Source organism: Arcobacter iocasae, from assembly GCF_042214795.1.
In the GTDB taxonomy this organism is placed as follows: domain Bacteria; phylum Campylobacterota; class Campylobacteria; order Campylobacterales; family Arcobacteraceae; genus Arcobacter; species Arcobacter iocasae.
This window is the reverse complement of record NZ_CP090177.1, coordinates 1,048,768-1,068,720: the sequence shown is the minus strand read 5'-3', so window position 1 is coordinate 1,068,720 and position 19,953 is coordinate 1,048,768. Positions and strand designations below refer to the sequence as shown.

18 protein-coding genes are annotated in these 19,953 nt (G+C 28.0%); 13 read left to right on the top strand and 5 right to left on the bottom strand.

Annotation, left to right across the window (positions count from 1 at the left end; genetic code table 11):
• Nucleotides 1-139: 139 nt before the first annotated feature.
• From LXN10_RS05435 to trmA, 3 genes are all read right to left on the bottom strand, one after another.
• A complete protein-coding gene (locus tag LXN10_RS05435; RefSeq protein WP_375724873.1) occupies nt 140-1,630 on the bottom strand; it encodes a flagellin in 1,491 nt (496 codons plus the stop codon).
• A 217-nt stretch (nt 1,631-1,847) separates the two neighbouring features.
• Entirely contained in the window at nt 1,848-3,347 is a 1,500-nt protein-coding gene (locus tag LXN10_RS05430) for a flagellin (protein WP_375724872.1), read from the bottom strand.
• A gap of 34 nt (nt 3,348-3,381) precedes the next feature.
• On the bottom strand, nt 3,382-4,503 hold the full coding sequence (gene trmA, locus LXN10_RS05425) for a tRNA (uridine(54)-C5)-methyltransferase TrmA (protein WP_375724871.1): 1,122 nt from the start codon (nt 4,501-4,503) through the stop codon (nt 3,382-3,384).
• Between the two features lie 83 nt (nt 4,504-4,586).
• On the opposite strand from trmA, the gene LXN10_RS05420 reads away from it, so the two are divergent.
• From LXN10_RS05420 to LXN10_RS05370, 11 genes are all read left to right on the top strand, one after another.
• Complete coding sequence (locus tag LXN10_RS05420) at nt 4,587-6,125, top strand: helicase-related protein (protein WP_375724870.1); 1,539 nt, start codon at nt 4,587-4,589, stop codon at nt 6,123-6,125.
• Between the two features lie 51 nt (nt 6,126-6,176).
• Complete coding sequence (locus tag LXN10_RS05415; protein WP_375724869.1) at nt 6,177-8,120, top strand: ankyrin repeat domain-containing protein; 1,944 nt, start codon at nt 6,177-6,179, stop codon at nt 8,118-8,120.
• An 8-nt stretch (nt 8,121-8,128) separates the two neighbouring features.
• Entirely contained in the window at nt 8,129-9,430 is a 1,302-nt protein-coding gene (gene glmU, locus LXN10_RS05410; protein WP_375724868.1) for a bifunctional UDP-N-acetylglucosamine diphosphorylase/glucosamine-1-phosphate N-acetyltransferase GlmU, read from the top strand.
• The gene (gene coaBC / locus LXN10_RS05405) at nt 9,423-10,685 is read left to right on the top strand and encodes a bifunctional phosphopantothenoylcysteine decarboxylase/phosphopantothenate--cysteine ligase CoaBC (RefSeq protein ID WP_375724867.1); all 1,263 of its coding nucleotides are present in this window, start codon (nt 9,423-9,425) and stop codon (nt 10,683-10,685) included. The genes glmU and coaBC overlap by 8 nt, the downstream gene beginning before the upstream one ends.
• Nucleotides 10,678-11,358 (top strand): di-trans,poly-cis-decaprenylcistransferase, encoded by a 681-nt coding sequence (locus LXN10_RS05400; RefSeq protein ID WP_375724866.1) that lies wholly within the window; start codon nt 10,678-10,680, stop codon nt 11,356-11,358. The genes coaBC and LXN10_RS05400 overlap by 8 nt, the downstream gene beginning before the upstream one ends.
• Nucleotides 11,345-12,115: a prepilin peptidase gene (locus LXN10_RS05395; RefSeq protein ID WP_375724865.1), complete on the top strand. Its 771-nt coding sequence runs from the start codon at nt 11,345-11,347 to the stop codon at nt 12,113-12,115. Before LXN10_RS05400 ends, LXN10_RS05395 begins: the two co-directional genes overlap by 14 nt.
• Nucleotides 12,112-13,131, top strand: coding sequence for an LptF/LptG family permease (locus tag LXN10_RS05390; RefSeq protein WP_375724864.1), 1,020 nt, complete (start codon nt 12,112-12,114; stop codon nt 13,129-13,131). The genes LXN10_RS05395 and LXN10_RS05390 overlap by 4 nt, the downstream gene beginning before the upstream one ends.
• A complete protein-coding gene (truA, locus tag LXN10_RS05385) occupies nt 13,131-13,853 on the top strand; it encodes a tRNA pseudouridine(38-40) synthase TruA (RefSeq protein ID WP_375724863.1) in 723 nt (240 codons plus the stop codon). Before LXN10_RS05390 ends, truA begins: the two co-directional genes overlap by 1 nt.
• A gap of 117 nt (nt 13,854-13,970) precedes the next feature.
• Nucleotides 13,971-14,687 carry a response regulator transcription factor gene (locus LXN10_RS05380; protein WP_375724862.1) on the top strand — a complete coding sequence of 239 codons (717 nt, stop codon included), beginning with the start codon at nt 13,971-13,973 and terminating at the stop codon, nt 14,685-14,687.
• A gap of 75 nt (nt 14,688-14,762) precedes the next feature.
• The gene (locus tag LXN10_RS05375) at nt 14,763-15,911 is read left to right on the top strand and encodes an MFS transporter (protein ID WP_375724861.1); all 1,149 of its coding nucleotides are present in this window, start codon (nt 14,763-14,765) and stop codon (nt 15,909-15,911) included.
• A complete protein-coding gene (locus LXN10_RS05370; RefSeq protein ID WP_375724860.1) occupies nt 15,908-16,276 on the top strand; it encodes a hypothetical protein in 369 nt (122 codons plus the stop codon). The genes LXN10_RS05375 and LXN10_RS05370 overlap by 4 nt, the downstream gene beginning before the upstream one ends.
• On the opposite strand, the gene LXN10_RS05365 is transcribed toward LXN10_RS05370, so the two are convergent.
• Nucleotides 16,273-16,944 carry a nucleotidyl transferase AbiEii/AbiGii toxin family protein gene (locus LXN10_RS05365; RefSeq protein WP_375724859.1) on the bottom strand — a complete coding sequence of 224 codons (672 nt, stop codon included), beginning with the start codon at nt 16,942-16,944 and terminating at the stop codon, nt 16,273-16,275. The genes LXN10_RS05370 and LXN10_RS05365 overlap by 4 nt on opposite strands.
• Nucleotides 16,934-17,383 (bottom strand): hypothetical protein, encoded by a 450-nt coding sequence (locus LXN10_RS05360; protein ID WP_375724858.1) that lies wholly within the window; start codon nt 17,381-17,383, stop codon nt 16,934-16,936. The genes LXN10_RS05365 and LXN10_RS05360 overlap by 11 nt, the downstream gene beginning before the upstream one ends.
• 140 nt (nt 17,384-17,523) lie before the next feature.
• Here LXN10_RS05360 and LXN10_RS05355 point away from each other — a divergent pair, with 140 nt between their 5' ends.
• Together LXN10_RS05355 and LXN10_RS05350 are read left to right on the top strand one after the other, a co-directional pair.
• Nucleotides 17,524-18,720, top strand: coding sequence for an AAA family ATPase (locus LXN10_RS05355; protein ID WP_375724857.1), 1,197 nt, complete (start codon nt 17,524-17,526; stop codon nt 18,718-18,720).
• Complete coding sequence (locus LXN10_RS05350) at nt 18,717-19,622, top strand: hypothetical protein (RefSeq protein ID WP_375724856.1); 906 nt, start codon at nt 18,717-18,719, stop codon at nt 19,620-19,622. The genes LXN10_RS05355 and LXN10_RS05350 overlap by 4 nt, the downstream gene beginning before the upstream one ends.
• Nucleotides 19,623-19,953 lie beyond the last annotated feature (331 nt).

The following is a 19,953-nucleotide window of genomic DNA, read 5'->3' as shown; positions in this document are numbered from 1 at the left end:
GTAAAAAAAGTATTATTTTAATAAATATTTTATCATAATAGCTCTAAAGATAGCTGAATTTTAGAAGATTTTTTTATTTTTAACTAAAAAAAAGTAGTACCCCAAAGAGCACTACTTTTTAGATGTTTAAGATTAATTACTATTGTAATAATCTAAGAACATTTTGTTGGATTGAGTTTGCTTGACTCATAGCATACGATCCAGCTTGAGATATAATATTTTGTTTGTTGAAGTTTGCAGATTCTTGTGCATAATCAACATCTCTAATAATAGATTCTGCTGCTTTAACATTTGTTTGTTGAGTCATTAAGTTTCTAACCCCAGATTCAATTTGATTTTGAGATGACCCTAAATCTGCTCTAAATGTATTAAGTTGAGTAATAGCAGCATCAACTACACCTTGGAATTTATCTGTTTGAGCCTGTGTTAACTGACCAGCTTGTAAAGATTTCAATGCAGAAAGAGTTAATCCACCTCTCATACCTTGAGTTGCATCTGTACTAGTATCTGCAACACCATCAGTGATTTTTAATTCTTTACTACTTCCTGTCTCTTCATTGTAAATAGACAAATTAGCTGCATTAGCACTGAATGTCACACTTCCAGAAGCTCCAGTTTGTTCTATTTTCATAGACCCAATATTATAAGTAGCTAGTGAACTACTTGCTGTATTTGCAGTATCCGTTGTTTGCCCACCAAAGCTAATTACAGTTCCAGATGCAATAGTATATGAAGCTGCTTTAACTTCTACACCATTAACGATAGTTGCAGCTACTTTTACAATACCACTAGCACCATTAGTTGCACTAAATGTACCTAAACTATTTCCATTTATATCTTTTACTTCTACTGATGCACCACTATTAGATGATAATTTATCTAAAATAAGTTGTGTATTAGAATCTAATTCACTAAGTGTACTTTTCCCACCAAAAGTAATATCTCCAGTAACCCCTGAAATACTTACTTTACCTACAGCACCACCTGATGCAAAACTTTCAAGTTTAAGTGCATTTGTTCCATCAGCTGTTACTCTGATTGAAGTTTCAGCTGCAATAGTATTACCTTTTGAACCAGTAGTATCTTGCATGATTCTTTCAGTTCCACCACCTAAACCTACAGTATTAGATTGAATTGATGCTGATTGGATGATATCATCTTTGTTTTCACCAATTTGGAATCTTAATTGATCTGAACCTCTAGTGTTGTCATAACCACTTTGTAATAAAGTTGTACCATTATAGTTAGTTTGTGCAGCGATATTATCTAATTGCTCAAGTAATTTATTAATATCTTTTCTAATAGCTTCTCTACCATCTTCAGAAGTAGTATCAGTATTAGCTTGAATTAATTTAGCTTTAACAGTATCTAAGATATTTGATTGTTCAGACATAGATTTATCAGCAATTTGGATTAATGAAACAGCTGAATTACCATTGTCAATACCTTGACCAATAGAATTAGCTTGAGTTCTTAGTTTATCAGCAATTGCTAAACCAGATGCATCATCAGACGCTTTATTGATTTTTAATCCAGTAGAAAGTTTTTCTAATGAACTAGAAATTTTGTTATTTGTATTTTTTGCTGCTTCTTGTGCAGTAAGCGAAGCAACGTTAGTATTAATTCTCATAATAAATCCTTTAATTATGACACATTGTGATAAATCACACCGAATACATTCTCAGGTGAATGAGCATAGAGTAAAACAACTCTTTGGAATCAATCGATCCCTACTTTGTAAAAAGAATTATTACATACCAATTCTTAAAAATAGATTAAAATAAAATTTGACAATAAAAAAAGAGAGCTTTAAAACTCTCTTTAAATTTGTTATTTAAAAGTACTATTTATTGAAGTAGTCTAAGAACATTCTGTTGTACAGAATTAGATTGACTCATAGCATAGTTTCCAGCTTGTGAGATGATATTTTGTTTATTGAAATTTGCAGATTCTTCAGCATAATCAACATCTCTAATTACAGATTCTGCTGCTTTTACATTTGTTTTTTGAGTCATCAAGTTTCTAACTGCTGATTCAATTTGATTTTGAGTAGAACCTAAATCAGAACGATATGTATTCATTTGACTTAAAGCAGAGTCAACTATTGCTTGATACTTATCTGCTTGTATTTTTGTTAACTGTCCATTTGCTAAGGCCTTTAATCCAGCCAATGTACCACCACCTGTGATACTTCCACCAGTAGCTGTAGTAACTTTTAATTCTTCTCCATTGGCTTTATTAAGATTTTGGATATTAAGATTTTGTGCACTTGCATCAAAAGTAATACTTCCCGATGCCGAAGTTTGAGTAAGTGTCATTGCTCCAATTGTAAAAGTATTTAAAGGCGTACCTGCAACTTCAACTGTATTTACTGTTTTTCCACCCATTCCAAGTGTTGTACCTGAAGCAAGTGAAAATGTTACAGTTGGTTCTGCTCCATTTAATCCAGGAGTAGAGTGTCTAATGATTCCACTAGCAATTGATGTGCCAGGAGCTGTTTCTAATGTAAAAGTTCCGATAACTCTACCATTTATGTCTTTTACTTCTACAGAAGCTGGACTTCCATTTACACCACTTGTTGCATTCGCTAAAGCTTCTAATACAAATTGAGTAGTTGGATCTACATCACTAATTTCTGCTGGTCCATTTGAAGTTATATTTCCTGGTATTCCAGTAATATTTACTTTTAAAGCAGTTCCTGTCGCATAACCATCTAATGTAATAGGATTTGTTCCATCTCCACTTATAACAGTTGATAAACCTTGTGAGATAACATTATTTCTTGTGCTTGAACCAGAAACTTGATCAAGAGCTTTGTCTCCTCCGCCTAAGCCAACTGTATTTGACTGTACGAACGAACTTTGCATAACATCATCTTTGTTTCCACCAATTTGAAATTTCAATTCAATTGAACTTGACATGCTATCATAGCTATCTTGTAAAAGTGTAATACCATTATAACTTGTCTGTTGAGCGATATTATCTAATTGTTCTAATAGTTTAACAATATCTTTTCTAATAGCTTCTCTACCATCATCAGAAGTAGTATCCGTATTAGCTTGAATTAATTTGGCTTTGACAGTATCTAAGATATTTGATTGTTCCGCCATTGATTTATCAGCAATTTGGATTAAGGCAACAGCTGAGTTACCATTATCTATACCTTGGCTAATTGATGAAGCTTGAGTTCTAAGTTTATCAGCAATTGCCAAACCAGAAGCATCATCACTAGCTTTATTAACTTTCAATCCTGTAGAAAGTCTTTCTAATGAAGTTGCAATCTTCTTGTTAGTATTACTTGCTGCTTCTTGTGCAGTAAGCGAAGCTATGTTTGTATTTATTCTCATGTTTTTTACCTTGTTACAGCTTTTATACTAAATTTTAACAAGTTTTTTTGAGAATTACTCCTGTTTCGATGTGCCCAGAATAGGAAAATTGGTCAAATAAAGAAAATTTTAAGATTTGGTGAGATTTGATTAATTCTTTTAAATCTCTATGCAAAGTTTCTGGATTGCATGAGATATATATAATTTGCTCGAAATTTTTAACTAACTCTCTAGTTGTATCATCAAGTCCTGATCTTGGAGGATCTACAAATATAGTTGAAAAGTTGTAATCACTTATATTTATATTTTTTAATCTTCTAAATTCTCTTACACTATTTAAAGCTTCTACAAACTCTTGCGCACTCATTCTTATAAAATCAATATTTGTAATACCATTTAACTCACAATTTGTAAGTGCAGAGTTAATTGAAGTTTTTGAAATCTCTGTTGCTAAGACTTTGTTAAACTTTGTAGATAAAGGGATAGTAAAATTTCCACCTCCACAATAAAGTTCACACAAATCATCTTTTGTTTCAATATTATTTAAAACCCACTCTATCATTTTGATATTTACTTTTGTATTGGGCTGCGTAAATCCACCTTCTTTATAATGAAATTTAAAAACATTATCATTTATACTTAGTTCTTCTTTTATAAAATCTTCTTTTAAAACAAGTTTTTGTTTACGACTTCTTCCTATGATTTTGATATTTAGTCTTTCTTGTACTTCTCTTGCAATTTTTTCCCAAGTACTATCTAGTTTTTTATGATAGATTAAAGTAACAAGCATATCATTTGTAGTTGAACCTAAAAATTCTACTGAATAGATTTTGTAGTTTAATATTTCACTTTGTGAAATTTCATCTAATAGTTTTGGCATGAGTTCGTCTATTTGTTTTGAGACAATTGAACAATTATCTATTTCAATAATATTTTTTTCAAAGCTTGTCATGCCATAAGATAAAGTTGGATTTTCTTCATCATCATAATTTTTCCAAAATCTCAATTCTGCTCTATTCCTAAAATGTTCTTCATCACTTCTTATAACTTCAAACTCCATTGTAGTGATATCTTGAAATCTCTGTTTTTCTCTAGATAGTTTATAATTCAATTGTTCTTCATAATTCATATCGTACAAAGTACAACTACCACATTTCCCAAAATAATCACATGTCATCAAAATCCCTTAAAATCTTTTATAATAATATTATTATTTTATGATAAAATGAATTTAATACTTATAAAATTAAAAAGAATAATATGAAAACAAATTGGCAAGAACAATTAAAAGAACTTTTAAATTGTGATATAAAATCACTTTATCCACTAGCAAGAACCATAAAAAGACAACTGCACTTTTATGTGGGACCTACAAACTCTGGAAAAACATATAAAGCAATGACTGAGCTTAAAAAAGCAGATTGTGGACTTTATTTAGCACCTTTAAGGTTATTGGCCTTAGAAGGTTACGAAGATTTGACTAAAGAGGGAATTCCAGCTTCGCTAATCACAGGGGAAGAGCAAAATCTAAATGAAGATGCTGCACATGTTTGTTCAACTATAGAAATGATTGATTTTAATATGGATGTTGATGTTGCAATTATTGATGAAGTTCAAATGCTTGATGATGATGACAGAGGTTGGGCTTGGGTAAATGCAATCATTGGTTGTCCTGCAAAAAAGATAATAATGACGGGAAGTGTAAATGCACTAGAAGCAGTTAAAAAAATAGCTGCTTATTTAGAAGAAGATTTAATAATTGAAAAATTTAAAAGAAAAAATGAATTACAACTTTTAGAAAAACATACTGCTTTAGGAAATTTAGAAAGTGGAACAGCTTTGATTGCCTTTTCAAGAAGTGATGTTTTAAAATTAAAACAAAAACTTCAAAAAAAACATAAAATCTCAATCATCTATGGAAACTTATCTCCTGAAGTAAGACGGGATGAAGCAAGAAGATTTAGGGATAAAGAGACAGATATCTTAATAGCAACAGATGCTATTGCAATGGGATTGAATCTTCCTATTAAAACAATACTTTTCACAACTCATATGAAATTTGATGGTATTTCAAGACGAGGAATTAGTGTAAATGAGATAGTTCAAATAGCAGGTCGAGCAGGGCGATATGGACACCATGAAAAAGGCTTTATTGGAGCTACTACAAAAGATAGTTTAAAATATATAAAAGAAGAGTATTCTCAACCAATCAAAACTATTAAACCTCCATTTAAAGTAAAAATAAACAATGAGCAACTAACAAGTTTAGCAATGCATCTAAAAACAACATCTTTGACAAAAGTGTTGAAGTTCTTTTCTACAAATATGGTATTTGAAGGTCCTTTTATTGCTGCAAACATTGGTTCAATGATTAGTGCTTCAACTATTGTTGATCAAAAATTTAATTTAAAACTTGAAGATAAATATATGCTTGCTCAAGCACCTATTTCTATAAAATCAAAGATTATTTTACAAGCATATGATATTTATATTTCTGCTGTTTTAAAAAATAGAGTAATACGATATAAGCCTTCAATTACTCTACCAAAAGTTGCAAGAACACAAAAAGATTTATTGCTAGTAGAAGATGAGATTAAAAAAATATCACTTTATTTATGGTTATCTTACAAATTACCAGAACAGTTCCCTGATAGTATAAAAGCTACTATTGCTAGAACTTCTTTTAATCAATTTATGGAAAATTCCTTAAAAAAAGATATAAAGTTAGCACCACCAGAAAATAGAAGACCTTTTCCTCCAAGAGAGAAAAGAGAGTTTAAACCAAGGAGAAGATTTTAATCTTCCCTTAGATATAATTGCGGATTATTGAAGTTTTACCGAGGAGAATTGATGCTTAATCTATTTCGTTCAGATGATAGTACAACTTTACAAAAAGAGTTGATGAAAGACTATGTCAATGAAGAAAAAATACAAAAACTTATTGATAGTGGATTAAATATTAATGCAACTGATGAAAAAGGTAGAACTCTTCTTTTTGAACTTGTACAAAAGAGACGAATAGAAGGTATGAAAATTCTAATTGAAAATGGTGCAAATATTGACCATGAAGATAAATTAGGAAAAACAGTATTATCAATTGCAGCTTCTTCAGCTGATGGCATGATGATAAGATTTTTACTTGATAAAAAAGCCTCTTTAAACTACATAAACTCTTCTGGTAGAACACTTATTCAAGATATAGCCTTAGAAGGAAACTTAAAAGTATTTCAACTTTTACTTGCACATGGTGCTGATTTGACTTTCAAAGATACCTATGGAAGAACAGTACTTTTTGATGCAATTGAAGGTGGTAATATAAGAATTGTAAGAGAGATTTTAAATAATATAGATGATATAAATGTATCTGACAATGAAGGTGAAAGTGCTTTATTTTTGGCTGGATTAAAAGATGACCAAACAATTATGAAATATCTAATCGAATTTGGTTTAGATACAAACCTTTTAAACAAAAATAAAAGAAATGTACTTTTTAAAATAGTTTTAAAAGGTGCTAAACATCTTGATACTATTGATGCTTTATTACAGCGAGATATAAATATAAATCAAAAAGATATCGAAGGTAAAACTGTTTTAGATGAGATACTAAAAATATTTAATATTGTAAGAGAGAATAATTTAGATAAGTATAGACAAACAGATTATAAGTATGTAAAAAAAGAGAATGATTACCAAAAACTTTTGACAGTATTAATTGAAAATGGTTTAGATATTGATAGAAAAGATGAAGAAGGTAAAAGTGCACTTTTTTATGCTATAGAGAATAAAGATTTTGAACTAATTGAGTTCTTTTTAAATGCAGGTGCAGATATTAGTACACAAGATAGAGATGGTAAAACAGTACTTTTTCAAGAATGTTTAAAGGGCTATTCAAATTATGAAATGATTGATTACCTATTTGATAAGGGTATAGATGTAGATCATCAAGACTTTGATGAAAGAACAATTGTTGATGACCTAGCTGAGATGATTTTAATTCAAGAAAATGGTAAAAGAGCACACTCTAGAAGATTTTTAGACATTGTTGAAAATGGAGATTACTTTAAACTTTTAAAAAGAATAATCATAAAAAGACCCAAATTAAATCAATCAAGAAGTGATGGGAAAACTATTCTTTTTGATGTAATAAATTATAATAATATTGAGTTAATAAAAGCTCTTTTAAATAATGGTGCAGATATTAATAAAGTTGATAATGAAGGGAATACAGCATTTTCATGCATGATAGATGCTGGACTAAAAGCAAAAACAAAAAATGAAAGAAAACAGTTCTTAGAGCGAATTGTTTTTATGCTTAAATTTAGAGTTGATGTAAACAGTGTAGATAGAGATGGAAGAACAATTTTTCATAAAGCAGTTATTGCAGATGATTATGAACTTGTTGAAAAACTTTTATCTAAAAAAACAGATTTAAATATTAAAGATAAACAAGGTAGAACTGTCTTACATCATACTCAATGGAAGGGTAATTATAAAATTGCAAGACTTTTAATAGCAGCTGGGGCTGATATGAATGAACCTGATCTTGCAGGATTTACTATTTTAAATTATGCTGCAATTTTAGGGCATGCAAAACTTGTTATGGTACTTATTGCTTCTGGAGTTTTGATGTATAATAGAGCTAAAAAGAGTAAAGCTGTAGCTACTTTTTTTAAAGAGAAAGAGGCTAATTTAACAAAACTAGTTGAGAATAATATAACTGATGAGAAGATGAGAAATTCACTTCAACAAGTTGCAGATAATTTAAGAAAAGAAATAGCAGAAGCGTTAAAGTAAGGGTATAAATGTTTAATAAATCAATTATTATTCTAGCAGCTGGTGCTGGAACTAGAATGAAATCAGAAATTCCAAAGGTATTACATAAAATTTCTGGTAAACCTATGTTGTACTATAGTATTAAAGAAGCTTTAGAAATAAGTGATGATATTACTGTTGTGTTATATCATCAAGCTGATTTAGTAAAACAAACAATGCAAGAGTATTTCTCTGATAAAGTTAGTTTTGTAATACAAGACCATATAAATTTCCCTGGAACTGGTGGGGCAGTTATGGGAATAAAACCAAAGTATGAAAAAACTTTGGTTTTAAACGGTGATATGCCACTAATCCAAGCAAGTGAACTTGAAAAATTTGACCTTGATGCTACTATTGTTATGTCAGTATTAGAGCTAAAAAATGCTGATGGATATGGAAGAGTAGTTATCCAAAATGGTGAAGTAAAAAAGATAGTTGAACAAAAAGATGCCACTCCTGAAGAGCTTAAAATCACAAGTGCAAATGCAGGTATTTATCAATTTTGTACAGAATTTTTATTAAACTCATTACCTCTTTTATCAAATGATAACGCCCAAGAAGAGTATTACATCACAGATTTAATAGAAATAGCAATTAATAATAAAAAAACATTAAAACCCCTAGTTGTAAATGAAGAAAACTTCAAAGGCGTTAATTCAAAATATGAACTTGCCCTTGCTGAGGTTATTCACCAAAATAGAATAAAAGAGGCTTTTATGAAAGCTGGTGTTATTATGAGATTGCCTGATACTATTTATATAGAGTCTGATGTTGAGATTATTGGCGAAAGTATTATTGAAAATGGAGTTACTATTTTAGGAAACAGTAAAATAGAAAATTCTCATATAAAAACAAATACAGTAATAGAAGATTCCCAAATCATAAATAGCGATGCTGGACCAATGGCAAGAATAAGACCAGGGTCAGTAATAAAAGATACTCACATAGGAAACTTTGTGGAGACTAAAAAAGCTATTTTAACAGGTGTAAAAGCTGGACATCTTTCTTATCTTGGAGATTGTGAAATAGATGTTGGCACAAATATTGGTTGTGGAACAATTACTTGTAATTATGATGGTATTAAAAAATATCAAACAAAAATAGGGAAAAATGTATTTATAGGCAGTGATACACAACTAGTTGCTCCTGTAACTATTGAAGATGATGTATTAATTGCAGCAGGAACTACAGTTACCAAAAATGTAAAAAAAGGTGATTTAGTTTTAACAAGGGCTGCTACAAAAGTAGTAAAAGGCTATTTTTATAAATTCTTTGGAAAAAAAGATGCTTAAAAATAAAAATATCTTAGTGGGAGTTACTGGCTCAATTGCTATTTATAAAACTTTAGAACTTATAAGATTATATATAAAAGCTGGTGCAAATGTAAAAGTCATCATGACTTCTTCTTCTAAAAAATTCATAACACCTTTGACCTTTGAAACTATATCTCAATCGCAAGTTTTAGATGATACAAATGAGTCTTGGGATAAGGATTCAGACTATAATCACATAGCAATAGGAAAGTGGGCTGATATTTTTGTAATAGCTCCTGCGAGTGCTAATACAATCAATAAATTAAGCCATGGAATAGCTGATAATATTTTAACTCAAACAGCATTAGCTTATCCACGAGTAAAACTTCTGTGTCCTGCTGCAAATACAAATATGATACAAAATCCAATGACAAATGCAAGTATGAAGATGCTAAAACTTTGTAATTATAAAATCATAGAACCAGTATCAAAAGAGTTAGCTTGTAGAGATATAGGAACAGGTGCTTTAAGTGAAGTAGATGATATTTATTATGCTACATTAAAAGAACTTTTAAAAGATGAGTATTGGGAAAATAGAAAAGTTGTATTAAGTGGTGGTGGAACTGTTGAAAAAATAGATGATGTTCGATATATTTCAAACTTTTCTTCAGGTAAGATGGCCTCTTCTTTAGCTTTGGCACTTTATTTAAAAGGTGCAGATGTTTGTTTGATAAGTTCTAGAGGACATGAAGATTTACCAAAAGAGGTACATATTATAAAGGCACAAAGTTCTCAAGAGATGTTTGAATACTTGCAAGAGTCAATCAATGTTGCTAAAAAAGGAACAATTAGTTCTACTACTTTGATGGACAGTTCAAATCCAACTTTGATACAGAAAAAACCTTATTTATTTATGGTAGCAGCTGTGAGTGACTATCTTCCAACTTTCCCACAAAGTGGAAAACTAAAAAAATCTATGCTTGGTGAAAAGTGGAATTTGGAGCTAAAACAAAATATTGATATCTTATCAAGTTTGAATAGAAGTGATATTTATACAATAGGCTTCAAAGCTGAGATGGATGAAAAATCAGCTTACGATAATGCAAAAAATATGGCAATTGAAAAAAATATTGATGCGGTTTGTTTAAATATAATAGATGAAAAAAACTCTTTTGGATCTAGTTCAAATAATATTGATTTGATAATAAAAAATAAAACAACAAACTTTTCTGGAGATAAATTTGATATTTCATTAAATATTTTAAATGGACTTTCTTCGGAGTTTTATGAATAATTTACCACAACATGTCGCAATTATTATGGATGGTAATGGAAGATGGGCAAAAGAGCAAGGCCTAAATAGAACCGCTGGACATGAAGAGGGTGCTAAAACTGTAAGAGAGATTACAACGCATGCTAATAATTTAGGCATAAAATACTTAACTTTATATGCTTTTTCTACTGAAAATTGGAAAAGACCAAAACTTGAAGTAGAGTTTTTGATGAAACTTTTAGAGAGATATTTAAAAAATGAATTGCCAATATATTTAGAAAATGGTGTAAAATTTAAAGCAATTGGGGATTTATCAAAGTTTTCAAAATCTTTGCAAAAAGTCATAAGTGAAACCCAAGAAAAAACAAAAAATGCAAAAGGCTTAACTCAAATATTAGCTTTAAATTATGGTTCACGAGATGAGATAACAAGAGCTGTTAAAAAACTAGTTGATAAAAAACTTGAAGTAAATCAAGAAAATATAGAATCATGTTTGGATACAGCTGGTATTCCTGATGTGGATATGCTAATTCGCACAAGTGGAGAAATAAGAATTTCAAACTATCTTTTATGGCAATGTGCTTATGCAGAGATGTTTTTTACAAAAATATATTGGCCTGAATTTTCAAGAAATGAATTTGATGATTTATTAAGTGATTATACAAATAGAGAGAGAAGATTTGGATCTGTTTAGTATTATTGTTTTTATTTTTGGTGCAATTATTGGTTCATTTTTAAATGTAGTGATTTATAGAGTTCCTCGGGGGGAGTCTATTGTTACTCCACGAAGTCATTGTACTAAATGTGGAAAAACAATATCTTGGTATCATAATATTCCTATTATTTCATATATTATTCTTGGAGGAAAATGTAAATATTGTGAGGAGGAATACTCTATAAACTATTTTTTTGTAGAGATTTTATCTGCAATTATTTCCTTAGCACTTTTTATGAAAATTGGTTTTTCTTTAGAGTATTTTTTAATATTAGCACTGTTTTATACCTTACTTGTATTATCTTTTATAGATTTAGAGTATAAAGCAGTTCCAGATTGGATTTTATTACTTGTAGTAATTTTGGGCTTTTCTTGTGTTCATAATAATTTCTTAGACTCTATAAAAGATGGATTTATTTTTGTAGGAGCTTTTGTGATGCTTGATTTTTTCATAACTTTTTATATACAAAATATAAAATCAAAGATATTAAAAGATGAAAGTTTAAAAACACAAAGAGCCTTAGGTGAGGGTGATTTTCCTATTATTGCTATAATTGGTGCATTATTAGGTTTGGCTTCTGGTATGGTAGCTATATTTTTAGCAGCACTTTTTGCTATAATTCCATCAATTTATAATAATATCAAAAACAGTGAAAAGCAAACAGCATTTATTCCATATTTGTCTTTAGGTTTTTTTGTTGAATATATATTTCAAATTTCAAAGGTTATTTTGTGAAGTTAAAACAATATTTATTATCACAATTTTCAAATACATTTTTCCCTATATTTTTAGTACTTTTTTTTATTACATCAATAATATTTTTAGTAAGAATAGCTTCTATAACATCTGTTATTACACTAAATATATTTGAACTTGGCACTTTGTATTCATACAACTTGCCTAATATCATTTTTTATACTATGCCAATATCTTTTTTTGTGGCTATGGTAATTACATTGTCTAAATTATCAAGTGAATATGAACTAATAGTTGTAACCTCTTTTGGTTTAAATCCATCAAATATCTTAAAAGTATTTTTGCCTATTACTTTTCTTATTTCTTTGTCTTTATTGGTTCTTTCAATAGGATTGATTCCTAAAACAAAATATCTATCTCAAGAGATGATAAATCAAAAAACAAAAGAAGCTAACTTTAATATAAAAGCTTCAGAATTTGGTCAAAAGTTTGGTGATTGGCTTATATATATAAGTAAAAAAGATGATAAACTTTATGAAGAAGTCAAACTATTTAAAACAGAAAAAAAAGCTATAGATCAGTTTATTATTGCCCAAAATGCGCGGCTAAATAATGACTCTGGAAATTTAAGTTTTGTATTAAAAGATGGTAAAGCTTTCTATTTTGAACAAGATAAAATTAATCAAATAGATTACAAGGTTATGCATATAAATGATACTCTAAGTGAGTCACAAATCACTCCTTTTACAAATGCATATGAATATTGGAAAGATCGAATTAATAGTGATGGAGATATTTCTAGATTTTCTTTTTATGTATTAACTTCAATCTTCCCTATCGTTTCAATTTATTTAGTAGTTGCTTTTGGATATTTTAATCCAAGATATGAAAAAAATAGATCCGTTGCATATGCAATTACAAGTGTTGTAATTTATTATGTGATTTCTGATTCTTTAACTAAATCAATAGGTTTTATATCTCTTCCTATTATGATTATTTTATGGATCATTCTTTCCTATTTTATATATAGGGCAACTGTAAAAGAAGTTTATTGATGAATGTAAAAATCACAATCTCTTATGATGGATTTTCTTATCAAGGTTCACAAAGACAGACAAATAAAAAAAGCGTAGAAGATAAACTTATTGAAGTATTTAAACTATTAAACATAGAACCCAAGATAACTCTTAGTGGAAGAACGGATAAACAAGTTCATGCTACTGGGCAAGTTTTTAATATAGTTATTCCTGCATATTGGTCAAACTTTTCAAAGCTAAAACAAGTCATGAATTATAAGCTACCAAGCTCTATTAGAGTAAGAAATATTCAAAAAGTAAGTGATGAATTTCATGCAAGATTTCATGCTAAAAAAAGAGTATATAGATATGTAGTCTCTACAAAAGAAGTAACTCCATTTTTAGCAAATTATGTTACTTTTGTAAAAGAAATAAATGAAGAAAAAATAGAAGATGCAATAAAACTTTTTATTGGAATCCATGATTTTGAATATTTTCACAAAAGCGGTAGTGAAAAAGATAACAAAGTAAGAGAAATATTTGATGCAAAATTTTATAAATATAAAGATTTTTATATTTTTAGATTTGAAGCAAATTCTTATTTAAGGTCTCAAATTAGAATTATGGTTGGTTTTTTGTTGAAAATTTCAGAAGGAAAACTCTCAAAAGGTGATTTAAAAGCTCAACTTTCAAGAAAAAAGTATATCTATAAAACCCCAGCTCTTCCCAATGGTTTATATTTATCACAAGTTAAGTACTAAATATAAATATAAATTAAATTATTTTTTATAATTTTAATGTTTAATGAAAAATAGTAAAAAAATGGTATAATAGAAACAATAATCAATAATAATTATAAAAAAATACAGGAGCTCTATATGAGTACATATACAACTAGAGTTTTACTAGTAGAAGATGAAGAAGTTGCTAGAAAAACATTATCTTTTTATTTAAACACAATCTTCGATGAAGTAGTCGTAGCAAGTGATGGGCAAGAAGGAATTAATTTTTATAAAGAAAGTTTTAATAATGATAGATGTTTTGATTTAGTTTTAACTGATATTAAAATGCCAAATAAAGATGGTATTGAAATGATTGATGAGATTTTAGAAATCGTTCCAGATCAAAAATTTATTATAGTTTCTGCACATAAAAATGAAGAGGACTTACTAAAACTTATTAATTTAAAAGTTTTAGGATATTTTGTTAAACCTTTAAATGTAGATGATATGATGGATATGTTGCAAAAAGCAAATGATGAGTTAATTAGTGCTAAAAAAGATAGCAAAGAGGATGATTCTCCATTGGTTTTAAATAATACATATACATATAATAGATCAAGAAGTTTATTATACAAAGATGGATTGAGTGTAAAATTATCTAAAAAAGAGTCTCAAATTTTAGAAGTTCTAATTAAAAATCTTGGTGAAGTAGTTTCTGTTGAGAGATTTAAAGAAGATGTTTGGGGTGATTTGACAACAAATGATTCTGCATTTAGAACAGTAATGAAAAGACTAAAAGATAAAATTATTGATGATGACTTTATCATTTCTCAAAAAGGTTACGGTTATATTATAGAATTACCATATATGTAATTTATAGATATTTAACTTCTAAAAAGGTGAGAATTATTTCTCACCTTTTTTTATTTTCTCTAAAATCGGATAAAATTGAAAACAAAAGAACTCTTTATAATTATATACAACATTGTAGTTGTGTTATCTGTCATGTATGCAACTCAACCACTTCAACCTTTGCTTGCAAAAGAGTTTGAAGTATCAATTGTAAAATCTTCACAGTTTACAGCAGTAATAATGCTTTTTTTAGCAATAGCACCTATTATTTATGGATATATTTTAGAGAGAGTAAATGCTAAAAGAGTTTTACTAACAGCTTCTCTTATCTTAGCTGTTACAAATACCTTTTTATCTTTTTCAACATCTTATGAGATGTTTTTAACCATAAGAACAATAGAAGCAATAGTAATACCAGCAATTTTAACTTCATCTATGAGTATTTTGGCAAATATAGATAAAGTAAATGTGAAACTAAATATGTCAATATATGTAGCATCAACAGTTTTTGGTGGTTTAGTTGGAAGGGTATTCTCAGGATACATCGCCACATACTTTTCTTGGCAAATGGTTTTTTTATCTCTATCTTTCGCTTCTCTTATAGGACTTTTTTTAATCACAAGATTAAATTACGATGCCCAAGCTCACTTAACAAAAGCTACTATAAAAGATATCACACATATATTAAAAGACAAAAGATTTTTTGTAATATATCTTTTGATGTTTTCTATATTTTTTGTATTTGCAGGGGTTTTAAATATCTTGCCATTTAGATTAAAAGAGTTAGACCCCAGTACAAGTGAGAGTCAAATAGGACTTCTATATTTAGGATATGGAGTTGGAATAGTAGTTTCACTTTTTATTCATAAGATTATAAAATTCTTTGATAAAGAGATGAAAACTATACTTTTTGGAATAGTAATATTCATAATCTCAACATCACTATACATAGTAGAAAATCCTTTTATTCTATTTTTAAATGTATTTTTATTTTGTTTAGGAATGTTTACGGTTCATACTGTAAGTACAAGAATAGCAAACTCCCTAAAAGAGTCACAAAAATCACTAACATCAGGTATGTACTTGAGTTTTTATTATATAGGTGGAACAGTTGGTTCAATAATACCTCCTATGTTTTATGAGCTTTATGGTTGGAACAATACAATATATCTTTGTATGTTTTTACTTTTTATAATCTTTATTTTTGTATATTCAAACAGAAAAATATTTAAGGCGTATAATTGATTTTAGGAAAGTGCCCATATTGTATAGATGGACAAATAGAAGTAAGAAAAAAAGAGGTTAATGGTAAAAAAATAGAGCTTTATGCTTGTTCTAATGCCAAATGGTACAGCGAAGATGGAGAACTCTTCGAACTCACCCCTGATGCAACTTGTGATTTTAAGATTTGGCAAAATTCTTTGAGGAAGTATGGAAAGTATTTGAAACAAAGAGAAGTAAGAGCATTACTGAGTGGCGAAGATGTGATTGTTACTTTTCATTCGAAGAAGTATAAAGAGAAGGTTACTTATCAGAAGTATATAACGCTTAGTCAAGAGTATGGAGTTAGTGTTATTTGGGATATAGATGTGATAGAGGAAAAAGATTAAATCTTTTTTAATGCCAAGATGGTATTTGTTTTAATTTCATCAAATATCAAATCTATTTTATCATGTTCATTTAAATAAACACTCTCATCATCTTTTGATTCTTTTTTTGATGTTATAAAATCAATAATTTTATCTTTTGAGTCTATATTTTTAATGCTTTTAGAAATAGAAAGAATCTCTGATAATGTAAGTACATTATTTTCTAATAAGGAACAAAAATCAAATAAATCTCTTGCTTTATCTCTTTGAAATAAAGCAACAATTTTTAATTTTGCTATTGATTTTAAATCTAAAATTTTAAGAGTAGAGTTTTCATAGTTTGTACATGTATTATTGGCTAATATTTCTTTTTGAATAGGACGATTAGCATAGAAAAACTCTATTTTAACTTCATCAAGTATAAATTTTAATATATATTCATCAGGAAATAATCCTGTAAGTCTTAGTGCTGTAGTATTTTCATCTTCAATCTTTTTAGCTCCTAAAGAGTTCATTGTTGATACGACTTTTTTATAGTCCAATATTTTTGGACTTACTATATCTATGTCTTCTGAAACTCGATGGTTGAGATAGAATGAGAGTGCTGTTCCTCCTATGAAATAAAGTTCATCTTTAAATATAATAGAATTCTTGATTTTATCCAATATTTTTATTACACTAGAAGTCATTTATCATTCCTAAAAGCTGTTTGAAGGTAGGATTTTCATTGTATTTACCACTTAAAGGTATATCTATCCCACTAGTTGAAATATATCCTTTTGCATACATTTTTTTGTACTTATCATTTAAAACTGTTCTAACTATATTTTTGCCAAACTGATTACATAATTCTTTTATGTCATTTATATTTATAGTTGATAAATAGTTTGAGATTATTGCATATACTTTTTGTTGACTTTTTTCTTTAGTTTGCCAAAACATATTTTGTGAATATTGTGATGGTTCAAACTCTATGATATCGTCAATATCAACTGCCTTGATTTTATCTTTTGCATCTTCATATTCAATATTTTGAAGAAGGGTATATAGTCTATTTCTTCCATACTTCCAATCTCTAAGAGTTCGTTCTGGTATATCAAGTAATTTGCTCATTTGTTGTTGTGTCATAGTTATCTCTACTTTATTTTTATTATTATAGGCGATTATCGCCTATTTGTCAATATTTGTATTTTGATACAAATTAATTGGTGAAACTTTTAAATTATATTCTTGTAACATACTTATAAATATTTTAGCAAAGAGTTATTATGGAATTGGTTTATTTGTGGGTTGAGGATTATAAGAATATAAAGAAACAGGGGTTTAATTTTTCTCCTAGGTTTAAGTGTGAGTATGATGATAAAAATGAAAAACTTGAAATAATTGATAAAGAAGAAACGGGTGAATTTTATCCTAAAAACTTTTTTGGTAATAATATAAATATTACTGCTATTGTTGGAGAGAATGGTAGTGGGAAGAGTAGTATAGGAGAATACCTTTTTTATAAAAATGATGATGGAGTTAATAAAAATTATATTTTAATCTACTATCGTGACAATATATTAATTATTGATAAATATAGAGATATAAATATTAAAACTTGCATAAAATATGAATTAAGTAATGAAAGAATATCTTATAATAGTACAAATATAAAAATGATTTTTTGTTTCGCTGAACATATGAAACCTTATGGACATAAAAAATCAGTTGAAAAAAGTAATTTTATAATGCTAGGAGCATTACAGGAAATAACAAGATATTCAGATTTAAAATTTAATGAGTTATTAAAAATCTTTGATTTTTTTAAGTATGATAATGCAGTTAAAAAGAATTTTAATACTTATTTGATTAATGGAATTAATTATAAGGATTTAAGTTTTGGAGAAAAATCAATATTAAGTTTATGTATTTTAATAGATGAGAAAATTGAAAATGATAAACTTAATATATTATTTTTGGATGAATTTACAGTAGCATTACATCCAAATTGGGAAAGAATTATTATAAAGAAATTAATAGAGATTTTTAAAAATAGAAATATTCATTTTATTATTACTTCACATTCACCATTCGTTTTATCTGATATTCCTATTCAAAATGTAGTATTTTTAGAAAAAGGTAAACAAGTTTACCCGTTTGAAGATAATCAACAAACTTTTGGAGCAAATATTCATACTTTACTTTCTCATGGTTTTTTTATGAAAGATGGGCTTATGGGTGAGTTTGCGAAAGATAAAATTGATACAGCAATTAAATATTTAAATCAAAGCAAATTAAGTGATGATGAACTTAGGTATTGTGAAAATATTATTTCAATTATTGGTGAACCTATTATAAAAAGAGAACTGCAAAGAAAATTGGATAGTAAAAAACTATCAAAACTAGACAAAATAGATGAAATTGAAGAACAAATGAGATTACTTGAACATCGTTTGGAAATTATTAGGAAAAATCAAAAATGATTAAAATTGATACTTCTAAAATAGACAGTACGAAATATTATAAATATATAGAAGATTATATAAATCAAAAAGATACTAAGTATTCTTTGGAAAATATTAATTGTGATTTATTAACGATTTTGGATAAAGATTTAGAACAAATAGTTATGGCAAAACCCAATGAAATAAGAGAATTGATAAAAATAGCCCCTAAAGATTTTACAAAAACTATTACTCAATTAAAAGATTTATATGAAGTTTTTAGAAATAAGTGGGCAATTGAATTTATAGAAGATTTAAATATAAAAGTTTGTCCTTTTTGTAACAGAGAATATATATTTAAGTTTGAGGATAAAATAAAAGGAACACCACGAATAATTGCTTCTTTAGACCATTATTATGATAAAGATACTTATCCTTTTTTATCGGTAAGTATTTTTAATTTAATACCTTGTTGTCATATTTGTAACAGTAAATTTAAACATGTAAAGAATTTTTATAATGAAAAACATCTTCACCCCTATGAAGATAGTTTTAATGATAAAGCAAAGTTCTCACAATTTTTTAATGATGTAAATTTTGAAAATACAAAATTTGGGTTATTATCAAAAGAGCGAATATGTTTAACAATAAAACCTTTTGATAATAATGATAAAGTAACTCAAAATACTATAGATACTTTTAGATTAGAAACTCTATATGATGAACATAAAGATATTGTCCTAGAACTTATTCAAAAAGCAGAAATTTATAACGAAAGTTATGTTGATGAACTTTTTCAAAAATATGAGGGAACTTTGTTTAAAAATCGTGAAGATGTTTTAAGACATATTACTGGTGGATATATAGAAGATAAAGATATAAATAAACGCCCACTTTCAAAGTTGATAAAAGATATTAGTGAAGAGTTAGATTTAATATAATATTCTCTCTTGAAGAGGTAAACCTCTCCGCTTCTTTTACTTTGTGTGGACAAAGTAAACAAAACCACCAACCGTATCAAAGCCCTTTGGGTTCCCTCATTTATTATTTATCTTTCCTAAGTTACAAAACTCATAAATAAATGTGCATTTAGCACATTTATTTACTCAAACAGTTCTAACTCTTTTCCGAAAAGATAAATAAACATTCGGCTTTTGCAAATGTTGGAATAAAAGGTGGGATAAGGACATTTGATTTTTTAATTTGTTTAGACTTCTAACTTCTCTTTACTAAATTTACAAATGATAGTTTGAACTGTAGGGATTTCTTTCT